The sequence below is a fragment of the Rathayibacter sp. AY1A5 genome, from assembly GCF_002930875.1.
Classification (GTDB): domain Bacteria; phylum Actinomycetota; class Actinomycetes; order Actinomycetales; family Microbacteriaceae; genus Rathayibacter.
On sequence record NZ_PSTM01000018.1, the window covers coordinates 46,513 to 68,319 of the forward strand.

Genomic DNA, 21,807 nt, shown 5'->3' on the forward strand with positions numbered 1-21,807 from the left:
CGGCTCTTGCTGATCGAGCATCGCGCGTGGGTGACCGGTTCCTGCTGATCGAGCAGCGCACAGGGCGCGTATCGAGATCCGTGTCCGTGCGACGGGCCTCGATACGCCCCTGCGGGGCTGCTCGACCAGCATGCGGGAGTGCCGCCGCTACTTCGCGAGGAACTCCAGGACGACGCGGTTCCACTCCTCCGGGTGGCTCACGGTCACTCCGTGCGGGGCGCCGTGGACGACGTGCAGCTCGGAGCCGGGGATCGCCGCGTGGGTGCGGGCGCCGGAGCCCTCGAACGGAACCGTGCCGTCGCCGTCGCCGTGGATGACGAGCGCGGGCACCGACACGTTCGGCAGGTCCTCGCGGAAGTCGGTGGTCGCGAACGCCGTCATGCAGGCGAGGGCCGCGTGCTTGGCCGACTGCTTCGCCAGAGCGATCGCCTCCTGGCGCTGCTCCTCCGTCACCTTCAGCTCGCCGTCGACCGAGAAGAAGTCGGTGGTGAACTGGTCGTAGAAGTCGTCCTCGCTCTTCGTGAGGCCCGCGGTCATCTGCGCGGCCTGCGCCTTCTCGAGCGGGCCGTCCGGGTTGTCGTCCGTCTTCATCAGGTACGGCGGGACGGCCGAGGCGAAGACGACGCTGTGCAGGCGATCGGCGCCGTACTTCGTGAAGTAGCGGGCGACCTCGCCGCCGCCCATCGAGAAGCCGACCAGGGTGACGTCCTGCAGGTCGAGCTCGGTGAGGAGGGTGTGCAGGTCCTCGGTGAGCGTGTCGTAGCTGTAGCCGGTGAGTGGCTTGTCGCTGCGCCCGAAGCCGCGGCGGTCGTAGGTGACGACGCGGTAGCCGGCCTCGGCGAACGCGGGGACCTGCTCCTTCCACGACTCGCCCGAGAGGGGCCAGCCGTGGATGAGGACCACGGGGCGGCCCGATCCGCCGGTGTCGTCGACGTGCAGGTCCGTGTCCTTGAAGAGTCCGTGGTGGGCGGTGATCTCGGCCATGGCGAGTGCTCCTTCCGGCGCCGACGATCGGCGTCACTTGATGTTCGAGGACGTCCCTGCGAGCGGATGGCCGGGGCGGGGAGGGTTGACAGCTCCCGTCACTCCGCGACGACGGCCGCGGCGAGGCCCCGCAGCGCGGTGTGCAGCCCGGGGCTCATGGGCAGCCCGGCGTCGAGCACCGCGTTCGCGGCGGCGACCAGCACCGGTGCCGCGGGGGAGGAGACCACGGTGAGGCCGGCGGGCGGATCCGCGTCGCCCGAGGGCCGCACGACCAGGACGAGCCGGGAGCTGGGAGCGCTCGTGCTGATCGTCGCTCCTGATCGGGCGGGCAGCACCGCAAGGGTGCCGCGGCCGACGAACTCGCGCTCCTCCCGACTGGCGACGGTGAACGCGCCCTCGAGCGGGAGCAGGAGCACCACCGACCCCGGGTCGGCGCGGGGGCTCGGGCGGAAGTCGATCGTGCCGGCCGTGTGCCAGATCCGCCGGAGGAGCACGCCCTCGGCGGCCGCCTCCTGCCCGGTGACGGCGAACGCGGGGTCGGGCCCGGCCTCGGCGTGGCGGGCCCGCAGCCAGTGCCGGGCGGAGTCGCCGCGGAGGGGCATCGGGCGGATCAGCGGATCGGACACGGCGGCTCCCGAGGAACGCGGACCTGAATCGGCCGAGACAGTGAGGAACCATCATCCTAGGAGCGGCGGGAGGCGTGGTCTCCGGAGTGGCGCGTCCTCACATGCCGATGCCGCCCCGGCCGCGCTGAGCGCGACGCCGGAGCGGCATCCGAAGGGTGGTGCGGACTACTGGAATCCGCCGCCACGGTCCTCCGGGTCCTCGATCGGGTCGGAGTCGGGAGTGTCGATCGAGTAGGTCACGTGGACCGCCTCGCCGACCTCCTTCGCGGAGACGGCGTTGTACACGAGGTGCGTCTCCTGGCCGTCGACGGCGGCGTAGACGTCGACCTCCTTCTCGTAGCCCCCCTCGGTGCTGACGCGGTTCTCGGTCTGGCCGTCGAACGGCCCGCCCTGGAAGAAGGCGAGGTAGCTCTCGCCCTCGGCGAGTGCGCGGATGTCGTTGCTCATGCCCCCAGGTCTACCACTCGGCGCCTCCCCGCCGCTCGGCCTTGCGCTCGGCGGGCGGAGGAGGGCCGGGAGCGGCAACGACCGGGCCGCGAGGCGCTGGCACTGCTCGACGGGATCTCTCCGCACGCGCCGTCAGGGCACGAGCCGCTGCGTGATCGAGGCCGTCGGCCCGCTCGGCGCGATCTCGGCGAGCGCGCCGTTGACCAGGGGCATCTGCGGCGGCTGGTGCCCGGTGTCGACGTCGAGGATCACCGGCACACCGAGGTCGCCGAGAGCGCGCCGCACCGCGTCCTCCTGGCTCAGCTCGGGCAGGGACGCGCCCTCGGTCCGGCCGATCAGGACGCCGGTCGCCTGCTCGAACCAGCCCGCGAGGCGGAGGGAGGTGAGCATCCGGAGCACCGAGACGGAGTCGGACCCGGCCGCCTCCAGGTAGACGACGGTGCCCTCCGGCGCGTGCCGGCGAGCGAAGCCCGGAACGTCGCCGTAGGGCGTGCCCGCGAGCAGGGACACCGTCTCGAGGCATCCGCCGATCAAGCGGCCGGACATCGCCGCGTCCGCTGACCCGTCGAGCGAGCGCCAGCGGGTCGGCTCCTCGTAGGCCCGATCGCGGTCGAGCGGCTCGTCCGCCCACGCACCCCACGGACGGCTCCGGCGTCGCGGCGCGGCGTGCTGCGTGAACGCGGCTCCGGGCTCGAGGCCGGCGACCTCCGTCCAGCGGTGGAACCCGACCGGCAGCTCCCACGGCTCGTCCATCAGATTGGCGCCGTGGATCGTCGCGAGCCCGGTCGTCGTCGTCAGGGGCAGGAGCAGCGTCGAGACGTCCGACCAGCCGACGAACCAGGGCCGGGCCTCCGCGAGGGCGTGCCAGTCGAGCCTCTCCAGCAGCTCGACGGCGAGCTCGCCGCCCCACGGAGGAAGGACCGCGTCCCCGCTCCGGAAGGCGTCGTGCAGGTCGGCCGCCCGATCCGCGGCGGACGCCGGAGCGAGTCCGCCGAGGAGGGCGTGCGGCCGGACCCGGACGTCGTATCCCGCCGAGCCGAGTCGGCGCGCGGCGTCCTGCAGCCGGTCGTGCAGGTGCGCGGGGACTCCCATCGAGGGCGCGGGCACCTCCACCCGGCCTCCGGCGCGGAGGGGCGCGGGGTACGTGATGCTCGCCATCCGACGACGCTAACGCCCCTCGCGGTGACGGGCTTCGAATGCTCCGTCCGGCGAGTACCTCCGCGCCCTTCCTGCCCCGACTCGCGGGCGGCCGCTGAGCGCGATCGCGAGAGGGGTCGGCGCGAGTGCCGCGCCGCCCACCCACCCACTCGTGCGCAGCGCCGCCCGCCGGGAAGAAAGATGGGGCCAGGAGGCGCACCGGAACGTGACGTCCCGGTCTCGCGCAGGCGTCTCGGCTCCGCTGCTGCCTGCGGCGATCAGCGCCACGCGGCGCCTTCAGCTCGTGAGGCGGCCGATCTCGTCCTCGGAGAGGAGGCGGTCGGAGTAGAGCACGATGCGAGCCGCGGGGTCGAGGCTGTGCGCGTCGGGGCCCTCCCACCTCCGTTCGAGACCGAGTCGAGCGACCGTCCGGTGCGATCGCTCGTTCCGTTCCGCGACGACCGCGGTCACGGGGAGCTCCGGCCGGAGCCGCCGCGCCCGCGCGATCCCTGCGGAGGCGACCTCCTGGGCGTACCCCCTGCCCCAGTGGTCCGGATGGACGGTGAATGCGACGTTCCAGGCCGTGTCGGTGAGGAGAGTGCAGCCGCCGACCCCGATCGCACCGTCCGCGCCGCCCTCGGGACTCCGCAGCCGGACGACCCAGCTGCTGAGGTCGTCCCGTTCCCACTGCGCCGTTCGGCGGGCGTGCACCGCCCGGGTCTGCTCGACGGAGCCGTGTCGGAGGAGGGGGTCGCCCGCCGCGATCCGCTCGTCGGAGTACAGCCGCCACAGCTCGTCCAGATCGCTCTCGGCGGGACGGAACAGCCGGAGCCATTCGGTCGTCTCGTCGGGGCGATCACCGGCGCCGATGCTGCTGCCGCTCGCTCGAGGCGGGACTCGGGGCCATCGGGGCGGTCGCCGAGGAGTGAGGCGAGCGCGGTGACCGCGCCTGGACGTCCACCCGCTCAGCCCGTGATCAGGCCGGTGAGGCGGTCGGCGGCGGCTCCGACGGTCGAGACCGCATTGACCGTGACGAGGCAGGCGATTCCCCAGAACCAGGTGCGACCGGGTGCCCCGGCGCTGCGCCGCTCGAAGGCGAGCCACCAGGCGCCGACCACCGAGACGCACGCCGCGACCACCGAGCCGAGCGCCATGCGGACGTACTCCTCGGGACCGGGGGAGGACCAGGCCGTGGTCGCGAGGACGATGAGCAGCGGGACCACGATCATGCCCAGCGCGCCGAGCAGCACCGCGTGGAGGTGACTGCGGGGAGGGGCCCCGGCCGTCGTCGTCGCGGTCCGCGTCCGAGTCGTGTCCATGCCGCGTCCCCCGTAGCCGCGGTCCGGTCCGCGCTGCCCCGACGCTATCCGCTCGCCGTCCCGCCGTCACCCCGCACCTCGAAGCGGGCCGCGTGCCCGGGTGGCGTCAGCACCGCGCCGCCCGCGCCGCCCCGGCCGAACGCCGAGAACGTAGGATGTCCGGGATGACGATCGGACGCCGCCTCTTCCTCTCGGGAGCCGCCACGGGAGTCGGGCTCCTGGCCCTCGCGGGCTGCACGCCGTCGCGTCCGACGCCGACCCGCTCGGTCACGAAGGCCCCCGTGCCCACGCCGAGCACCACCGCCGTCCCCGCGCCGGCCGCCTTCGTGCGCTCCGCCTGGGCCGAGGATCCGTACGCGCTCGGCTCCGTCTCCTACCTGCCCGTCGGCGCGACGCCGCAGCACCGCACCGACCTGGGCACCGCGGTCCTCGACCGCGTCTTCCTCGCGGGCGAGGCCACCGACACGGAGGCGCCCGGCACGCTCCAGGGCGCCTGGAGCTCCGGGGTCCGCGCGGCCGCCGAGATCAGCGCCGTCGCCGACGAGGGCGAGCGGATCGCGATCGTCGGGGCCGGTCTCGCCGGAGCGGTCGCCGCGCGGCGCCTGTCCGACGCGGGCTTCGACGTCACCGTGGTCGAGGCGCGCGAGCGCACCGGCGGCCGCATCGCCACCGCGACTCCGGACGGCTGGCCGATCGCCGTCGAGACCGGAGCCTGGGCCCTCACCGGCGCGGGAGCCGCCCTGCGCGAGAGCATCGCGGACGCGGGCGTGGTCACGACCGCGGTCGACCTCGCCGACGTCCGCTCGAGCGACGCCGACGGCGCGGCTCTCGACACCGGCACCACGGGTGCCGACGCCCTGACCCGTGCTCTCGAGTGGGGAGCGGAGCAGCCGGAGGATCTGGCGCTCGCCGAGTCGTTCGCCGGCTCCGGAGCGCCCGATCCCGCCGAGGCCGAGCCGGGCTCCGGCGACGGCGACGCCGCCCGCGTGGCGGCGCACCTCGCCGGGACGACCGCGCTGCGCACCGGCGCCGCTCCCGAGGAGCTCTCCTCCTGGTACGGACTGGGCGACGCCTCCGCCGCCACGACCGCGGAGGAGCTGAGCGACGACTCCGGCGACGCGCTGCTGACCGACGGGCTCGCGCCCCTGGTCGACACCTTGCTCGCCGACGTCGAGGTCTCGCTGCGCGCCGTGGTGAGCGGCATCGGCTACACGGAGACCGGCGTCAGCATCCGCCTGGGTACCGGCGAGTCGTTCACAGCCGACCGGGTGCTGGTCACCGTGCCGATCGGGGTGCTCCAGACGGACGCGATCGCCTTCGACCCGCCGCTCCCGTTCGCGCAGCGCGCGGCCGTCGCGGCCCTCGGCTCCGGTGTCGTCGAGACGCTGTGGCTGCGCTTCGACGAGGCGTTCTGGGAGGCCGACGCCCCCGCGCGCTGGTCGCTCGTCGGCTCCGAGGCGGGCATCACCGAGTGGCTCAACCTCCAGCCGTCGACCGGCGAGGCGGTGCTCGTCGGGCTGGTCGGAGCGGATCAGGCCCTCTCGCTGCAGGACCTCAGCGACGACGAGCTGGTCACCCTCGCGCAGACGGCGCTCGAGCCGTTCGCCGTCGTCCCCGGCTGACGAGCTCGCGGAGCCGCGCCAGCGGCCCCCGCCACTCCGACGCGTGCGCCGCCCCGAGTGGCCGCACCCGGCTGAGCGCGAGGACGAACGCCGCGATGCCGGAGATCAGGCTCAGCACGATCACGTCGTAGAGCACGAACATCACGGGTCCGTCGACCTGGCCGGGGTCGAGGAAGAAGTACGGGTACCAGCCGATGAGGGCCCCGCGGATCAGGGTGATGACGCCCCAGACGATCGGGAAGCCGAGCACGGTCAGCGCCCCGCGCCAGGCGACCGGGCGGCGGCCGGGTCCGAGGATCCAGTCGAGGATCGCGAGCGTCGGGATCACGAAGTGCAGGAGCGCGCTCGACCAGGGCACGTCGACCCGCACGCCGCGGTTGTTGGCCTCGACCGCGATCAGCCCGAAGACGATCCCCGACACGACCATGTAGGTGAGCACGAGCGCCCGCACGGTGCTGAGCCAGCGCGGCTCCCGCTCGCGCGCGAGGGCGACCAGGCCGGACAGGCCCAGCACCACGACCCCGGCCATGTTCGACTGCGTCGTGAAGTAGGCGAAGAAGTTGTCGATCTGGAACGCGCGGAAGCCCAGCGTGTAGAAGAAGTCGCCGACGAGTCCGACCGCGCCCAGCCCGGCGAGGGCCAGGCGGAGGATCGCGAACGCCTTCCGCACACCCGCTCCGATCCGTCGCCGCTGGGCCCGGAGGGCCGGACTTCCGGACGATTCTACGGTCGCCGCGCTCGGAGCTCCCCGAGCGCGCGGCTCCGCCGGACGGGGGAGGCGGGCCCCGCGGAGGCGATCTAGCGTGGAGGGATGGCGCGCGCACAGGACGGGAAGGGTTCGGGTCGGATGTCGTCGGAGGAGGCGTCCCGGCGCTGGAACGCGGTCACGGGTCCGCTGTTCCTCGCGGCGGGAGCGGTCTTCGCGGTCCTCGGGAATCCGGTCTGGCCGGTGTTCCTCGTCCTGGGGATCACGTTCCTCGGGCTGACCGCCGGCCCCGGGAGGCCGACGAGCCGGAGCGGAGCGCAGGAGCCGGACCGCGATCGGTGACGTGCGCTTCGCGACGCGGACACTCGCCGGTCGCGTCGCCGGGATAGCGTGCGTGTCATGCCCTTCACGCCGAGCCACGCCGTCGTCGCGCTCGCGTTCTCGAACGGCCGGATCCCGGCCGCGGCCGTCGCCATCGGCGCGATGGTCCCGGACATCGGCATGTACATTCCGATCGCCGTCGCCCGCGAGTCCACCCACTCCCTCCTCGGCGTCGTCACCGTCGACCTGCTGCTCGGGATGCTCGGCCTCGCGCTGTGGAGCGCGGTCGTCGCTCCGGCCTGGCGCGACCTCGCGCCCGCGCTGGTCCGCTCGCGCCTGCGTCCCCGGCGCTCGCCGCCCCGCGGGGCCGCCGCATGGATCCGCGTGCTCGTCTTCGCGGCCGCCGGTATCGCGATCGGAGCCGCCAGCCACGTGATGTGGGACGGCTTCACCCACCGGGGCGGCCTCTTCGTCTCGGCGATCCCGCTGCTGCAGCAGGAGCTCGGGCCCTTCCCCGGCTTCCGATGGGCGCAGTACGCGAGCGGCGTGCTCGGGCTGCTCGGGCTCGGGATCGGCGCGGTGGTCTGGTACGTCGGCCGCCGTCCCCGGAAGCTCCGCTCCGACGGCCGGCAGCCGGTGCGCATCGCGGCCGCGGCCGTGGTGCTCGCGGCCGCGGTGGTGCCTGCCGGGATCGTGCTGGCGGGGGCGGGCATCGATCCGCTCGACGCCGCCTACCGGGCCCACGTGGTGCGGGCGGCGATCCTGCTCGTGGGCGGCGGCGCGGCGGCCGCGGTCGCCGTCGCGGCGGTCTGGTGGCTCACCGGCCGAGGGGTGCGCGGGGCCGTCGTCTGAGACGACGGAGGACGAGCCTGTCGTCTCAAGGGAGCACGGGCATCCGTCGCGAGGAGGATGCGCCGGTGCATAGCCCACCGATAGCGTCGGACACGGCCCGTTGGGGCGGGCCGCCTTCGGGGGAAGGCACTAAGGGGAAATCGGGGGCTCGCGGCACACGCCGCGGGCCCTCTACCCGTTTCCGGGCCCCGCCGGCCGGGAGCTCCCGCCGCCTCAGCGCCGCTTCGAGCGCGGCCGGTTCTGCGCGGCCGGGCGCTGCGGGATGCGCGGAGCGCCCTCGCCGGCGGCCCCCTGGGGGAGCGAGGACGCGGGCGGGATCGGGCGGCGGGTCACCGGGCGCACAGGCTCGCCGCGGCGCGTCTGGCCGGGGATCGGCCGGGAGCGGCGTCCGTAGATCAGCTCGGACGAGTCCAGCAGCCACGGCACCAGCGCCACCGTCACTCCGTGCACCAGCAGGAGCTTCTGGCGGATCCGCCGCGACTTGTGGTTGTGGAGGAACGCCTCCCACCAGTGCCCGACGATGTACTGCGGCATGTAGACCGTGGTGATCTCGGAGCCGTGCTCGAGGCGGTGGGCCTTGATGTACTTGATCAGCGGGTACGAGATGTCGCGGTAGGGCGAGGCCACGCAGCGCAGCGGCACCTCGATGTCCATCTGCGCCCAGTCGGCCTTGAGCTGCGCGGTCTGCGCGTCGTCGATGGAGGAGTGCACCGCCTCCAGCGTCTCGTGCCGCGCCGCGATGGCGTAGTCGAGCGCCTTCAGCGTGGGCTTGTTCATCCGGCCCACCAGCACGATCGCGTGGTCGCCGTTGGCGCCGAAGGTCGTGGTCGGGTCGACCTCGATCTCCTTCTCGACGTCGCGGTAGTAGCGGTAGACGCCGGCCATCAGGACGCCGAGGATCGGCATCACCAGGTAGACGAGCCAGGCGCCGTGGGTGAACTTCGTGATCGTGACGACGACGAGCACCGCGAACGTCAGCGTCGCGCCGAACAGGTTGATGGCCAGGCTCGTGTAGACGGTGCGCGAGCCCTCGCCGTTGCGGATCATCCGGACCCAGTGCTTGACCATGCCCGACTGCCCGAGCGTGAACGAGACGAAGACGCCGATGATGTACAGCTGCACGAGGCTCGTGAGCGAGGCCTGGTAGACGAGCAGGATGATCGCGGCGACGAGCGCCAGGATGATCACTCCGTTGGAGTAGATGAGGCGGTCGCCGCGGGTGTTCAGCGACTTGGGCGCGTAGCCGTCGCGGGCCAGCACGGAGCCCAGCAGCGGGAAGCCGTTGAACGCGGTGTTCGCCGCGAGGAGCAGGACGGCGGCCGTCGCGGCCTGGATGATGAAGAACAGGATCGTGTTGTTGCCGAACGTGGCGGCGGCGACCTGCGCGATCACGGAGCGCTGCGGGGTCGTGGCGCAGTCGGCGAAGCCCACCAGGTGGCAGGCGTTCTCGGCGTAGTGCACGTTCGAGAGCAGGGCGAGGGCGGTCAGGCCGACGAAGAGCACGATCGCGATCGTGCCCATCGCGACGAGGGTGCGCTGGGCGTTCTTGACCTTCGGGGCGCGGAACGCGGGCACGCCGTTCGAGATCGCCTCGACGCCCGTGAGCGCCGCGCAGCCGCTGGCGAAGGAGCGCAGCAGCAGGAGGACGACGGCCGCCTGCGTGAGCTGCTCGCCCTGCACGGTGAAGCCCGCCGACTCCGCGACCGGGGTGTCGCCGAAGGCGGTGCGGACCAGGCCGACGACGACCATGACGAAGACGCTCGCGACGAAGAGGTACGTCGGGACGGCGAAGGCGCGGCTCGACTCCGAGACGCCGCGGAGGTTCACGGCCGCCAGCAGCACGACGAAGAGGATGGCCAGCTCGACCCGCAGCGGCGCCAGCTCGGGCACCGCGGAGATGATGTTGTCGACTCCGGAGGCGACCGACACGGCCACGGTGAGCACGTAGTCCACGAGGAGGGCGGCGGCGACCGTGAGGCCCGCCGTCTCGCCCAGGTTGGTGCGGGCGACCTCGTAGTCGCCGCCGCCGGACGGGTAGGCCCGGATCAGCTGGCGGTAGCTCAGCACCACCACGACGAGGAGGACGACCACGCATGCGGCCACCCAGGGGGCGAAGGTGAGGAAGGAGAGCCCGCCGAGCAGCAGGATCATCAGCAGCTCCTGCGGCGCGTAGGCCACGGAGGAGAGCGGGTCGCTGGCGAAGATGGGGAGCGCGAGCCGCTTCTGCAGCAGCTGTCCCTCGAGCTTGTCGCTGGGGAGCGGCTCGCCGATGAAGAAGTGCTTGGCGGTGCGCAGCTCGGTCGCGTCGGCCGACGATCCGTCCGCGGCGGACGGGGGGCCCTCGTGTGTCACGAGCGATGACACTACTCCGTACGAGGGGGCAGTCAAGACGGCCGGGAGCGGGCCGAGCGGAGGCTGATCCCGCGCTGTGACCGGGAGTTTCCCGGTGCGGCGGGGAGCGGCGGCCGGCGTGCTCGCGGCCGGCGCCCCGAGCGGGGGGTCAGCGGCCGTCGCGGGTCGCGGCTCCGATCAGGCCGGTGAGGCTGTCGCGGAGCGCGGTGAGCTCCTCGAGGGGGACGTCGAGCCGCTCCACGATCTGCGGAGGAACCTGCAGGGCCTGCTCGCGGAGGGCCGCTCCGGAGGGGGTCAGCGCGACGTCGAGGCGGCGCTCGTCGTCGCTGCTCCGGGCCCGCGTGACGTGGCCGCTCGCCTCCAGGCGCTTCACGAGCGGGCTGAGCGTGGCCGGCTCGAGGCGGAGGGCGGAGCCGAGGTCGGCGAGCGAGCGGGGGCTGCGCTCCCAGAGCGCGAGCATCACGAGGTACTGCGGGTGCGTGAGTCCGAGCGGTTCGAGCACGGGGCGGTACAGCCCGATGACGGTGCGCGCCGCGACGGCGAGGGAGAAGCAGACCTGGTTCTGGAGGGCGAGCGGGTCGGTTTCCACGGCGTCATCCTCTCATCGTGCCCTGATGGTTAGTACACTAAGGATATGACGCGGAAGAAGACCGGCTCCCTCTACCAGCGCTTCAACGCGCGGCTGTTCCCCTGGATCGGCCCGCCGCCGCTCGGCCCGTACGACCAGCCCGAGCAGGAGGCGCCCGCGGGGCAGGCGTGCCCGCTCTGCGGTCGGCCGATATCCGAGCACGTCATCGACCGCTCCGGTCCGCGCACCCAGCTGTACTGCCCGAGCGACCCCTCCTGAGTCGCACGCCCCCGTTCGGGGGTCGGGGGCTTCGGGCGGCGGGGGCGGATGATGAGCGCATGTCCCGTCTGAGCCCCACCGCCGCCCGCGTCGTCCAGTACAGCCGTTTCGGCGACGCGGACGTCCTCGAGATCGTCGAGGTCGAGCGGCCGAAGCCCGGGGCGGGCGAGGTGCTGGTCGAGGTGCTCTCCGCCGGGGTGAACCACATGGAGGCGTTCATCCGGCAGGGCCAGTTCGACTCCGACCACTCCGCGGCCTTCCCGATGCGCCAGGGCACCGACTTCTCGGGCGTCGTCGTCGCCCTCGGCGAGGGCGTCACCGACATCAAGCTCCGCAGCGACGTGGTCGGCCACGCGCTCGTCGGCTCCCACGCGACCCACGTCGTGGTGCCGCGCCGCAACCTCGTCGCCAAGCCCGCCTCCGTGAGCTGGGAGGTCGGCGGCGCGCTGTTCCTCGCCGGAGTGACCGCGTGGCGCGCGCTGGAGGCCACGCATGTGGGACCCGACGACACCGTCCTCGTCTCCGCGGCGGCCGGAGGAGTCGGCAGCCTCGAGATCCAGCTGGCGAAGCTCCGCGGCGCGACGGTGATCGGCACCTGCGGCGAGCGCAACTTCGACTACCTCCGCCAGATCGGCGTGAAGCCGGTGGTCTACGGCGACGGGATCGCCGACCGCATCCGGGCCGCGGCGCCCGGCGGGGTCACGGTGTTCCTCGACAACTTCGGCGGGGAGAACGACGCCCTCGCCGACGAGCTCGGCATCGCGGCGGGCCGCTTCCACTCCAGCGACGACCGCAAGGAGATCGAGCTGCGCGCCGTCTGGCCCGACGCCGAGACCGCCCAGCGCGACACCGAGATCCTCGGCGAGCTGGTCGGCCTCGTCGGCGAGCAGAAGCTGCGGGTGCTCGTCTCGGGCTTCTACCCCTTCGACCAGGTGCAGGACGCCTTCGACGACCTCGAGAAGCGCCACTCGCGCGGCAAGATCGTCCTCGGCATGAACCCGGTGGACCCGGCGAAGGTCACCAAGGCGCGCGACATCCACGAGGCCGGCCGCTAGCCGCACCCTCCCGGCGGCTGTCCGGGCTGCTCTCCGGGCGGCCACAATGGGGCCGTGGCGCGCGGACGCCCGGGAGGAGTGACGCGATGGAGGAGCCCGTCGTCGCGATCGTCTGGATCGTCTCGTTCGTGGTGGTGACCGTCCTGGTCACCGGGCTGTCGGGGCGGGTGAACTGGTCCGCTCCCGTGGCGCTCGTCGCCGTCGGGGCTCTCGCCTCCTTCGTCCCCGGGATCCCGGAGGTGGTGGTCGAGCCGGACGTGGTGCTGTTCGGGATCCTGCCGCCGCTGCTCTACGCGGCGGCGATCCGCACCTCCGTCCTCGACGTCCGCGCTCGCGGCGACAGCATCCTCCTGCTGTCGGTCGGGCTCGTCGTCTTCACGGTCGCGGTGGTCGGCGCGGTGGCCTGGATGGTCGTCCCGGCGATCACGGTCGCCGCGGCCCTCGCGTTCGGCGCGATCGTGGCGCCCACGGACGCGGTGGCGGTCACGGCGATCGCGGGGCGGCTCCGCCTGCCGCGGCGCATGCTCACGGTGCTCGAGGGCGAGAGCCTCCTCAACGACGCGACCGCGCTGGTGGCGCTGAACGCCTCCCTCCTGGCGATCGTCAGCACGGTCACTCCCGGGCGCATCGCGCTCGACTTCGTGCTGGCCGTGGCGGTGGGCGGCGGGGTCGGGATCGGCATCGCCGTGCTGCTCGGGTTCGTGCGCAAGCAGGTGCAGTCGTCCGTCCTGGACACGAGCCTCTCGCTGGTGACGCCCTACGTCGCGTTCATCCCGGCGCAGCTGCTGCACGGCTCCGGGGTGCTGGCGGTCGTGGTCGCGGGGCTCTACCTGGGCTACCGGGCGCCGGTCATCCAGTCGGCGCAGGCGCGGATCGCGGAGTCGCTCAACTGGCGGACGATCCAGTTCCTGCTCGAGAACGCGGTGTTCCTCTTCATCGGGCTGAGCCTGTCGTCGGTGGTGGAGGCGACGGCCGACTCGGGCATCGGGGTCTGGCAGACGGTCGGCATCGGCGCGGCCGTGCTCGCGGCGCTGGTCGGGAGCCGCGTGGCCTGGATGTGCATGACGACGCTGCTGTTCCGGCACGGTCCGCGCCGGCTGCAGCAGCGCGGGTGGACCTGGCCGACCGCGATCGGGGTGTCGTTCGCGGGCATCCGCGGCGTGGTCACCCTCGCCGCCGCGTTCCTCCTGCCCGCGGAGACGCCGCAGCGCGCGTTCCTGCAGTTCCTCGCCTTCATCGTGGTGGCGGGGACGCTCGTCGAGGGGCTCGCGCTCCCGCGGCTCGTCCGCGCCCTGAAGCTGCCGGCCCCGAACGAGATGCAGGAGCACGTCGAGAAGCAGATGCTGCTCGCCGAGGCGCAGGCCGCCGGGCTCGCCCGGCTCGACGCGGAGCCGCAGGACGGAGTGGAGGACCGCGTTCTCGACCGGCTGCGGCGGAACGCGACGTTCCTCGCCGACGCCCTGGAGAACCCGCCGGAGGGCGAGGGCGTGGAGCCACTCCCGCAGGCCTACAACCGGCTCCGGCGCGTGATGATCGCGGCCGAGCGGGAGGCGGTGCTCCGCGCGCGCTCCGAGGGGCGGTACCAGGAGCCGGCGGTGGTGAGCGCTCTGGCGTTCCTCGACGTGGAGGAGGAGGCGCTGGCGGTCGGGCGGCAGTAGCGCCAGGAGGGCGGGGACCCCGGGCGGGATCCCCGCCCTCCCGGCGCTGAGGTGTCCGGGCTCAGCCCAGGGTGGAGCGGACCGAGGCGCGGGCCTCGTCGAGCGCGGCGCGCAGGGCGTCGACGCTCGCGGTCGTCACGGATCCCGAGGAGGCGGCGGTGCGCAGCTCCGCGCGCAGCTCGTCGCGGAACTCGGTGAGCAGCACCTCGGCGTCGCGCAGGGCAATCCGCGAGGCGGTGCGCGCGTCGGGCGAGACCGGCGCGGTCTGCTCCGGCGCGGTCTGCTCCGGCGCGGGCTGCTCGGAGGGGGTGCCGGACGTGTCCTGCGGGCGCGGCTCCTCGGCGGAGTGCTCCGGTCGGCGTCCGGGCTCCCGCGAGTCGCGGGCGGCGCTGGCCAGGTCGGCGCGGAGGCTCTTCATCGCCTCCGCGACGCCGAGGCGGACCTCGTCGGCGAGCCGGCGGACGGAGTCGGTGAGCTCCTCCTCGATGTCGCCCAGGTCGGTCGCGCGGTTCGCGAGCTCGGCGCGGCCGGCGTCGGTGATGGAGTAGACGGTCTTGCGGCCGTCGGCCTCCTTCGTGACGAGTCCTTCCTCCTCGAGCTTCGCGAGGCGCGGGTAGACCGTGCCGGCGCTGGGCGCGTAGGTGCCGCCGAAGCGCTCGCTGAGCGCCTGGATCAGCTCGTAGCCGTGGCGCGGCGACTCGGCGAGGAGGTTGAGCAGGTAGAGGCGCAGGCGGCCGTGCGCGAAGACGGGGCTCACAGCGAGCTCCCGTCCATCGGGCGGCGATCGTCGGCGGGGCCGGTGCCGGGAGAGCCCCAGCCCTCGCCCACCGAGGCGGAGGACGCGGCGACGGACCGGCGGACGACGACCACGTCTCCCGAGACGGAGTTGGCGGCGACGTCGACCCACTTCGAGTCGAGCGAGCCCGTGGTCGAGGTGAAGCCCCGGCCGAAGGTGCCCTTGACGACGGAGCCGTCGAGCTGGAGCGTGCCCGAGACGGTGTTGATGCGGTAGCGGGCGCCGAGGCCCTCGTCGACGCGGATCGTGAGGTCGCCGCTGACGGTGTTGGCCTGGATCCGGTCGGGGGTGCCCTCGGCGTCGACGAACACGCTGCCCGAGACGCCGTCGACGGTGAAGCGGGTGAGCTCGCCGCTCGCGGTGACGTCGCCGGAGACGGTGCGCGCGGTGACGCGGCCGGTGTGGCTGCGGACCGAGAGCTCGCCGTGGACGGTGTTCACCTCGATGTCGCCGTGCAGGCCGTCGACGACGATGTCGCCGCCGACCGTCGAGACGCGGGCGTCGCTGTGGAGGCCCGAGACCAGGCCGTCGGCCGAGACGGTGTCGAACTTGAGGTCGACGCCGCGGGGGACGAGGAGGCTGATGTCGGCGCGGTCGCCGCGGCGGCCGAGGCCCTTCACGACGTCGACGATGGTGTCCCAGCGGAGCTGGACGTGGTCGATCTCGAGGCGGTCGCCGTCCATCGAGACCTTGAGCGGGCGGCCGTCGACGCTGTGGACCTCCACGCGGGCGGTCGGCTCGTCGTGGGCGATGACGTCGATCTGGCCGCCGACGAGGGCGACCTTGACCGAGCGGACGACGTCGAGGTCGATGACCTTCGTCTCGCCGGCCTGTACGAGCCATTTCTCGAGGGACATGAGCTCCTCCTCCTGCACCGGGGTGCCTTTCTGAAACGCGATACATCGCGAGTGGACGAGAGTCACGTTATATCTCGATCGCTGCGGCCGGCAACGGGGCTCGGCCGGTTCCCAGCGTCGAGCGGCCGGGACCGGGGCGGGGCCGAGGCGGGATGAGGCCGGGGGCCGGAGCCGAGGCCGCCGTCGAGGGGGTGAGGCCGCGGCGGGCGCCGTGGTAGACCGGGCGCATGGACCCGATCGCGGCACTCGAGGAGATCGCAGCACTGCTCGAGCGGGAGCGGGCCTCCCGCTACCGGGCGAAGGCGTTCCGCCGCGCGGCCGCGGTGCTGGAGGGGATGGCGTCCGCCGAGCGGGACGACCTCGCCCTCGTGCGGCGGGCCTCCGGGATCGGCGACACGACCTTCACGGTGATCGAGCAGGCGCGGTCGGGCCGGGTGCCCGACTACCTCGCGGAGCTGCGCGGCTCGGCTCCTCCGCCCGCGAGCGCGCTGCGGGGACGGCTGCGCGGCGACCTCCACAGCCACAGCGAGTGGTCCGACGGGGCGACGCCCGTCCTCGCGATGGTGGACGCGGCCCGCGCGCTCGGCCACGAGTACCTGGCGCTCACCGATCACTCGCCGCGGCTCCGGGTCGCCCACGGTCTCAGCGCGGAGCGGCTGGAGGAGCAGCTGGCCCATCTCGCGGGCCTCGACACCGGGCCCCTGCGGCTGCTCAGCGGGATCGAGGTGGACGTCCTCGAGGACGGCGCGCTCGACCAGACGAACGAGCTGCTGGACCGCCTCGACGTGGTCGTCGCGAGCGCCCACTCGAAGCTGCGGCTGCCCTCCCGTGAGATGACGGCCCGGCTGGTCGCGGCGGCCTCGGATCCGCGGACCGACGTCCTCGGCCACGTCACGGGGCGGCTGGTGTCGGGCGAGCGCGGCACCCGCCCGCCGTCGACCTTCGACGCCCGGGCCGTGTTCCGCGCGTGCGCCGACCACTCCACCGCGGTCGAGATCAACGCCCGCCCCGAGCGCGAGGACCCGCCGGACGAGCTGATCGCGCTCGCGCTCGAGGAGGGCTGCCTGTTCTCGATCGACAGCGACGCGCATGCTCCGGGTCAGCTGGGCCTGCTCGACTACGGGGCGGAGCGGGCGGAGCGGCTCGGCGTCCCGGAGGAGCGGATCGTGACCACCTGGCCGGTCGAGCGGCTCCTGGAGTGGACCCGCGGCTGAGGATCCTCGCGCGTTGCGCAAACGAACTGCGGCCATCACCCCCTTGACAGGAGGCCGTACCGCGGGAGGAGATCCGACGCAAGTGGCGAAATCCCAGCCGCCCACGCGGCATGCTCGGTACCGGCCCGCTCCTCCCGGGCCGCTCCAGCGGTCGGGAGTCGCGCTCCGTCGCACTCTCCACTCCGACAGACCAGGTGAACCATGGCCACGCAGACCGCTCTCGACGCCGTGCGCGCCGCTCCCACTCTGCTCGAGGCCGTCCGGATGGCGGATGAGCTGACGGTCGCCGCGGTGAGCGACGGCGGCGGCCGCGCGGTGCGCCTGCTCACCCGCGCCGCTCTGGACCCCTCGGACCAGCTCACCGCGATCGCGGCCGTGCACTCGCTCGCGCAGGTCTTCGACGAGGAGGCCGACCTCGCGCTGCTGATGCTGCTCGAGGACGAGCGCCCGTACCTCCGCGAGCACGCCGCCTGGGCCTTCGGCGGGCGCCTGCCCCGCCCCGCCGCGCTCGGACCGCTGCTGCGCCTGGTCCGCGACGGCGGCTTCTCGGGCATGCTCGCGCAGCGCACCGTCCTGCTCTGGGCCTCCTCGACCCCCGACCTCGTCGCCGTCGCGCTCGAGGGCGCGCTGCTCGGCGAGCGCGAAGCGGCGGCCCGGGCACGGCTCGTCGAGACCCTGGGCCTCGTGCCCGGTGCGATCGCCGAGCGCACCCTCCTGCACGTGGCCGCCGATCGCGCGGAGGGGCTGGAGGCGCGGGCCGCCGCGACGGACGCGCTCGGCGAGCGCGGCTCCGACGACGCCGAGCTCCTGCTCACCGGCCTGGCCGAGGAGGCGGCGCCCATCGGGCCCCTCGCCCGGCTCGCCCTCGGCGACCTCGCCCCCGCACCGGCCGTGGAGGCAGGGCCGACGGTCGCGCAGCTCTTCGTCCACGCCGACATCGACGGCACCCTGACGCGGGTGGGCGCCGGCGACAACGGCGGCATCGCGACCCTGCTGGTGCGCCTGGGCGACTCGCTCGTCGAGCAGGAGGGCATCGACCGGGTGCTCACGCTCTCGCGCGGGACTCCGGCCGAGGCCGAGCGCGCGCTCGGCGAGCTGCCCGACTCCGGCCACGGCTTCGCTCCGGTCCCGTTCGTGGGGCCGCCCGTGGCCATGCCTCAGGCGTGGAGCCGTCGCATCGCCGCCGAGCGCGGCATCCGCCGGATCCTGCGCGCGGCCGGCCGGGTCGACGTGCTGCACCTGCGCATGGCGGACGTCGGATCCCTCGCGGCGGCCGCGGTCGCCCGGGAGCTCGAGATCCCCGTCGTGTTCACCCTCGCTCCGGACCCGCACGCCCTGATCGCGGGCCTGGACGCCTCCGGCGCCCTCACCCGCGCGGACTTCGGCGAGCGCGACGCCGCCGAGCACTTCTGGTTCCGCGTGCGCCTGGTGCAGCGCCTGGCCGCCGACGCCGCGCACACCGTCCTGTTCCCGCGGGAGGAGCTGGCGGCGACCATTCGCGAGCTGATCGGCGTCGACATCACCGCGCACCCGGAGCGGCACACGATCGTCCCGGAGGGGATCGACGTCGGCCTGGTCGAGCGCGGCGAGTCGGCCGCACGGGCCTCCGCCGCCGGTGAGCCGGTCGCGCTGGACGAGGGCGGCGACCTGGCCTCGCTCGACCTCCTGCTGGAGGAGCTGCCCGAGCACCGCCGCGGCCTCCCGCTGCTGCTCAGCGTGGGCCGCCTGCACCGGGTGAAGGGGATGGCGGCGCTCGCCGAGGCCTGGGCGTCCGACCCCTCGCTCCGGGAGCGCGCCAACCTGCTCCTGGTCGGCGGCGACCTCGCCGACCCGAGTCCCGACGAGCGCGAGCAGCTCGACCGCATCCGCGCCGTCGCGTCCGACGGGCTGCTCCTGGCCGGCCACCGCCCGAACGGGACCGTGGCCCGCTGGCTCGGCGCGATCCGGCACGGCCGACCGGGGCTCTCTGCTCCGGGAGGCGCCTACGTCTGCGCGAGCGTCAAGGAGGAGTTCGGCATCGCCCTCCTCGAGGCGCTCTCCGCAGGACTGGTCGTCGTCGCTCCGGCGACAGGCGGGCCCGCGACCTACGTCGAGGAGGGGGAGACCGGCTTCCTGGTCGACACCGCCGACCCCGCGGCGCTCGCCGCCGGCGCCGCCGCCGCACTGGATCTCGCAGGAGGGCCTCTCGGCGAGCACGCCGCGGCCCGCGGGCGTGCGATGGTCGCCGAGCGCTACACGGTGCAGGCCATGGCTCATGCCCTCTCGGGCGTCTACGCGCACGCGACCGCGGACCAGGAGCGTCCCCTCCGCTCGCCGCTCGTGCTGGGGGCCTCGTGACCCTGCTGATCATCAGCCCCGACTACGCGTCGCACCTGCTGCCGCTGGCGACCCTCGGCACGGCGTGGCAGGAGGCGGGCGAGCGCGTCGTCGTGGCCACCGGCGACGCGACGCGCTCCATCGTCGACGGCTTCGGATTCGAGCACATCGCGCTCCGGCTGGGGCGCGGCTCCAACCCGGGCACGATCCGCGCGGAGGAGCAGGCGCCCGACGAGGGCGCGTCCCTCCGCGGCTTCTTCGACGCCACCCGGCGCGGGATGGTCCCGACCCTCGCTTACCAGGCGCGGGAACGGCTCACCGACCTGCTCTGGGATCCGGCCGGCGTCGCCGCGCGCCTGCGCGTGATCCTCGACGAGGTGCAGCCCGACGCGATCGTGGTCGACCATCTCGCCTTCACCGCGCGCGTGGCGCTGAAGGCACTCCACGTGCCCTACGGCGACGTCGTGCTCGGCCACCCCAGCGCGCTCACGGTGCCCGGCGAGGTCTACGGCTTCCCCCCGGTCTGGCCGGACGCCTTCGCTCCGGAGCCGGACGACCTCGATGCGCTCCGCGCCCTCTGCGAGCGTGTGCGCGACTCCTTCACCTCGGAGTGGAACGCCGCCCTCACCACCCTCGACCCCGGGGCGGCGCCCAGCGCCGACGCCTTCGCCGAGAGCGGCGACGTCCTGCTGCTCAACTACCCTGGCGAGCTCCACGACTCGGCCCGCACCGCTCAGCTGCCGCCGCACGCGTTCCTCGGCTCCGCCGTCCGCGAGGAGCCCGACGACGCGGAGGTCGAGGAGTGGCTCGCCGCGTCCGAGGATCCGGTCGTCTACGTGAGCTTCGGCAGCTTCCTCTCGGTGCGCGGCGACGTGCTCGCCCGGGTCGTCGAGGCCCTGGCCGGCGTCGAGGTCGGAGGCAGGCCCGTCCGGGTGGCTCTCGCCTCCGGCGCGACCGAGCGCTCGGCTCTGGGCGAGATCCCCGAGGGCTGGCTGGTCCGCGGCTTCCTGCCGCAGGTCGCGCTCCTGCGCCGGGCCGTGCTCGCGGTCAGCCACGGCGGCAACAACAGCGTCACGGAGGCGATGACCGCGGGCGTGCCGCTCGTCGTCCTCCCGTTCTCGACGGACCAGTTCGCGGGGGCGGCCGCACTCGAGGACGCCGGGTTCGCCGCCGTGCTCGACCCCAACGCCGCCTCCGCGCGACAGCTCGCGGAGGCTGCGCGGCGAATGCTCGCACTCGACGCTCCCGCCCGGGAACGGCTGGCGGCGCTCGCCGAGGGCCTCGCCCGCGAGACGGGACCGCAGCGGGCCCTCTCCGCCCTGAGCGGAGCGACCGTCCAGCGCTAGCCTGGGCCGATGGTCGAGCCGACACCCCAGGACGCGCCGCTGCGTGCCGAGCGGAACGACGCGCGGGCGGAGCCGATGCTGGCTGCTCTCGGCGCGTTCGGGCGCTTCGAGGGGATCGTCCCTCCGCTGTTCGAGGCGGCCGTGCGGATCCTGCACCCCTCCGACGACCCGCCCCGGCGCTGGCGCGAGGTCGCCGAGCGGGAGGGGACGCTCCTGCATCCGCTCGCGCAGTGGTACTCGCTCACCGGCGAGCATCCCGACGAGTACGCGGAGCCCCGCCTCGGAGTGCTCCCGCTCGACGAGCTCGCGGCCGTCGCCGCCGTGCTCGCGGAGCACACGAGCACCCCCGACGACTGCCTCGCCGTGTTCTGGGAGGGGTTCGGCGTGCTGAGCGGCGGGTCGCGGATCCTGATCTCCCGCGCGGACGCCTCGGACGAGCTACCCGAGTGGATGAGCGACACCCGGCCGACCGGCTGGGAGCACCCCGAGACCGCCGCCGCGGCGACGGTCGAGCTGCCGGGGCGGGAGGGGCCTCTGCTCTCGCTCGACGTCCGGGTGCTCGAGGACACCGCGTGGGCGCGCGCGGCGGGCTTCGCCGACGCCTCCGGGCTCGTCGTGCAGACTCCGCTCGCGCTCTGGCCGGAGGACCGGGCCTGGTACCTCGCGAGCGAGGTCGACTTCGACTCGACGCTGATCGGCGGCTCGCGCGCCCTCGTCGACGACCTGCTGCGGCTCTCCGCCGCGGGGCGGATCGAGGCGCTCCTGCTGCCGGAGCAGGTGGACCTCACGAGCACCGGTGACCGGCTCGACCCGAGGCGGCGGTGACGGGGTGAGCGACGAGGACGACGAGCGCTGGCTCGTGGTGAAGGGCCGCCGATGGCGGCGCACCGACCCCTCGCTGCCGGAGGACGTGGTCGCCGGCCTCACCTCGCACCTCGGGCGCGGGCGCTCGGGAGTGCGCTCCGCCAGGCTGCACGAGGACGCGGAGGCGGAGGCGCTGGCGCGCAGGAGGGTCGGGCTCGCCAAGCACGGGCTGGGCGAGCGCGGACCGGCATGGTGGGACGAGCCCGAGGCCGATCGTCTCGAGCGCGCCCGCGAGGCGCTGCGGGCGCTCGAGGAGCTCGACGCTCCGGAGGACTGACTCGGCTTCTGCATCCCCCGAGCGTGCTCGTCGGGCGAGGCGGGCGGGGAGTGCCCGAGCGGATCCGGGGAGAGCGCGCGGAACCGCGGCCTGTGGAGGAGGACCGCCCCCGCCGAGCCCGCCCGCCTCGCCCGACGAGCACGCTCGGGGGATGCAGAAGCCGAGTCAGTCCTCCGGAGCGTCGAGCTCCTCGAGCGCCCGCAGCGCCTCG

22 protein-coding genes are annotated in these 21,807 nt (G+C 74.1%); 11 read left to right on the top strand and 11 right to left on the bottom strand.

Annotation, left to right across the window (positions count from 1 at the left end; translation table 11 throughout):
• Nucleotides 1–147: 147 nt before the first annotated feature.
• From C5B98_RS12785 to C5B98_RS17315, 6 genes are all read right to left on the bottom strand, one after another.
• Complete coding sequence (locus C5B98_RS12785; protein WP_104327896.1) at nucleotides 148–984, bottom strand: alpha/beta fold hydrolase; 837 nt, start codon at nucleotides 982–984, stop codon at nucleotides 148–150.
• A 98-nt stretch (nucleotides 985–1,082) separates the two neighbouring features.
• Nucleotides 1,083–1,610, bottom strand: a complete 528-nt coding sequence (locus tag C5B98_RS12790) for a hypothetical protein (RefSeq protein ID WP_104256055.1) — start codon at nucleotides 1,608–1,610, stop codon at nucleotides 1,083–1,085.
• A 165-nt stretch (nucleotides 1,611–1,775) separates the two neighbouring features.
• The gene (locus C5B98_RS12795; RefSeq protein ID WP_104223758.1) at nucleotides 1,776–2,057 is read right to left on the bottom strand and encodes an oligoribonuclease; all 282 of its coding nucleotides are present in this window, start codon (nucleotides 2,055–2,057) and stop codon (nucleotides 1,776–1,778) included.
• 132 nt (nucleotides 2,058–2,189) lie between these two features.
• Nucleotides 2,190–3,215, bottom strand: coding sequence for a S66 peptidase family protein (locus C5B98_RS12800; RefSeq protein WP_104327897.1), 1,026 nt, complete (start codon nucleotides 3,213–3,215; stop codon nucleotides 2,190–2,192).
• A gap of 276 nt (nucleotides 3,216–3,491) precedes the next feature.
• Nucleotides 3,492–4,253: a GNAT family N-acetyltransferase gene (locus tag C5B98_RS12805; protein WP_258063518.1), complete on the bottom strand. Its 762-nt coding sequence runs from the start codon at nucleotides 4,251–4,253 to the stop codon at nucleotides 3,492–3,494.
• Complete coding sequence (locus C5B98_RS17315; RefSeq protein ID WP_258062734.1) at nucleotides 4,160–4,513, bottom strand: hypothetical protein; 354 nt, start codon at nucleotides 4,511–4,513, stop codon at nucleotides 4,160–4,162. The genes C5B98_RS12805 and C5B98_RS17315 overlap by 94 nt, the downstream gene beginning before the upstream one ends.
• A gap of 164 nt (nucleotides 4,514–4,677) precedes the next feature.
• On the opposite strand from C5B98_RS17315, the gene C5B98_RS12810 reads away from it, so the two are divergent.
• Entirely contained in the window at nucleotides 4,678–6,135 is a 1,458-nt protein-coding gene (locus tag C5B98_RS12810) for an NAD(P)/FAD-dependent oxidoreductase (protein WP_159940124.1), read from the top strand.
• On the opposite strand, the gene C5B98_RS12815 is transcribed toward C5B98_RS12810, so the two are convergent.
• Complete coding sequence (locus C5B98_RS12815; RefSeq protein ID WP_104327899.1) at nucleotides 6,086–6,805, bottom strand: Pr6Pr family membrane protein; 720 nt, start codon at nucleotides 6,803–6,805, stop codon at nucleotides 6,086–6,088. The two genes, C5B98_RS12810 and C5B98_RS12815, sit on opposite strands and share 50 nt — an antisense overlap.
• Nucleotides 6,806–6,946: 141 nt before the next feature.
• Between C5B98_RS12815 and C5B98_RS12820 the strand changes: the two genes are divergently transcribed.
• Both C5B98_RS12820 and C5B98_RS12825 read left to right on the top strand, forming a co-directional pair.
• Entirely contained in the window at nucleotides 6,947–7,183 is a 237-nt protein-coding gene (locus C5B98_RS12820; RefSeq protein WP_146076574.1) for a hypothetical protein, read from the top strand.
• 57 nt (nucleotides 7,184–7,240) lie between these two features.
• A complete protein-coding gene (locus tag C5B98_RS12825) occupies nucleotides 7,241–8,014 on the top strand; it encodes a DUF4184 family protein (RefSeq protein ID WP_104292533.1) in 774 nt (257 codons plus the stop codon).
• A gap of 213 nt (nucleotides 8,015–8,227) precedes the next feature.
• Here the strand turns inward: C5B98_RS12825 and C5B98_RS12830 are convergent, their stop codons facing one another.
• On the bottom strand, nucleotides 8,228–10,309 hold the full coding sequence (locus C5B98_RS12830) for an APC family permease (RefSeq protein WP_104223800.1): 2,082 nt from the start codon (nucleotides 10,307–10,309) through the stop codon (nucleotides 8,228–8,230).
• Between the two features lie 205 nt (nucleotides 10,310–10,514).
• Nucleotides 10,515–10,955: a MarR family winged helix-turn-helix transcriptional regulator gene (locus tag C5B98_RS12835; RefSeq protein WP_104223751.1), complete on the bottom strand. Its 441-nt coding sequence runs from the start codon at nucleotides 10,953–10,955 to the stop codon at nucleotides 10,515–10,517.
• 45 nt (nucleotides 10,956–11,000) lie between these two features.
• On the opposite strand from C5B98_RS12835, the gene C5B98_RS12840 reads away from it, so the two are divergent.
• The 3 genes from C5B98_RS12840 to C5B98_RS12850 all read left to right on the top strand — a co-directional run bounded on the left by C5B98_RS12840 (nucleotide 11,001) and on the right by C5B98_RS12850 (nucleotide 13,926).
• Entirely contained in the window at nucleotides 11,001–11,213 is a 213-nt protein-coding gene (locus C5B98_RS12840) for a hypothetical protein (protein ID WP_104327900.1), read from the top strand.
• A 59-nt stretch (nucleotides 11,214–11,272) separates the two neighbouring features.
• On the top strand, nucleotides 11,273–12,268 hold the full coding sequence (locus C5B98_RS12845) for an NADP-dependent oxidoreductase (RefSeq protein ID WP_104223749.1): 996 nt from the start codon (nucleotides 11,273–11,275) through the stop codon (nucleotides 12,266–12,268).
• An 86-nt stretch (nucleotides 12,269–12,354) separates the two neighbouring features.
• The gene (locus C5B98_RS12850; RefSeq protein ID WP_104223748.1) at nucleotides 12,355–13,926 is read left to right on the top strand and encodes a sodium:proton antiporter; all 1,572 of its coding nucleotides are present in this window, start codon (nucleotides 12,355–12,357) and stop codon (nucleotides 13,924–13,926) included.
• Between the two features lie 61 nt (nucleotides 13,927–13,987).
• Here C5B98_RS12850 and C5B98_RS12855 read toward each other — a convergent pair whose 3' ends face one another.
• Both C5B98_RS12855 and C5B98_RS12860 read right to left on the bottom strand, forming a co-directional pair.
• Nucleotides 13,988–14,683, bottom strand: coding sequence for a PadR family transcriptional regulator (locus tag C5B98_RS12855; protein ID WP_104223747.1), 696 nt, complete (start codon nucleotides 14,681–14,683; stop codon nucleotides 13,988–13,990).
• A complete protein-coding gene (locus tag C5B98_RS12860) occupies nucleotides 14,680–15,579 on the bottom strand; it encodes a DUF4097 domain-containing protein (protein ID WP_258062281.1) in 900 nt (299 codons plus the stop codon). The genes C5B98_RS12855 and C5B98_RS12860 overlap by 4 nt, the downstream gene beginning before the upstream one ends.
• A gap of 227 nt (nucleotides 15,580–15,806) precedes the next feature.
• On the opposite strand from C5B98_RS12860, the gene C5B98_RS12865 reads away from it, so the two are divergent.
• From C5B98_RS12865 to C5B98_RS12885, 5 genes are all read left to right on the top strand, one after another.
• Nucleotides 15,807–16,793, top strand: a complete 987-nt coding sequence (locus C5B98_RS12865; RefSeq protein ID WP_104223746.1) for a PHP domain-containing protein — start codon at nucleotides 15,807–15,809, stop codon at nucleotides 16,791–16,793.
• 201 nt (nucleotides 16,794–16,994) lie between these two features.
• Entirely contained in the window at nucleotides 16,995–19,130 is a 2,136-nt protein-coding gene (locus tag C5B98_RS12870; protein WP_104223745.1) for a glycosyltransferase, read from the top strand.
• The gene (locus C5B98_RS12875) at nucleotides 19,127–20,455 is read left to right on the top strand and encodes a glycosyltransferase (RefSeq protein ID WP_104223744.1); all 1,329 of its coding nucleotides are present in this window, start codon (nucleotides 19,127–19,129) and stop codon (nucleotides 20,453–20,455) included. Before C5B98_RS12870 ends, C5B98_RS12875 begins: the two co-directional genes overlap by 4 nt.
• 9 nt (nucleotides 20,456–20,464) lie before the next feature.
• Complete coding sequence (locus C5B98_RS12880; protein ID WP_104223743.1) at nucleotides 20,465–21,280, top strand: hypothetical protein; 816 nt, start codon at nucleotides 20,465–20,467, stop codon at nucleotides 21,278–21,280.
• Between the two features lie 4 nt (nucleotides 21,281–21,284).
• Complete coding sequence (locus tag C5B98_RS12885; protein WP_104223799.1) at nucleotides 21,285–21,596, top strand: biopolymer transporter Tol; 312 nt, start codon at nucleotides 21,285–21,287, stop codon at nucleotides 21,594–21,596.
• Nucleotides 21,597–21,807 lie beyond the last annotated feature (211 nt).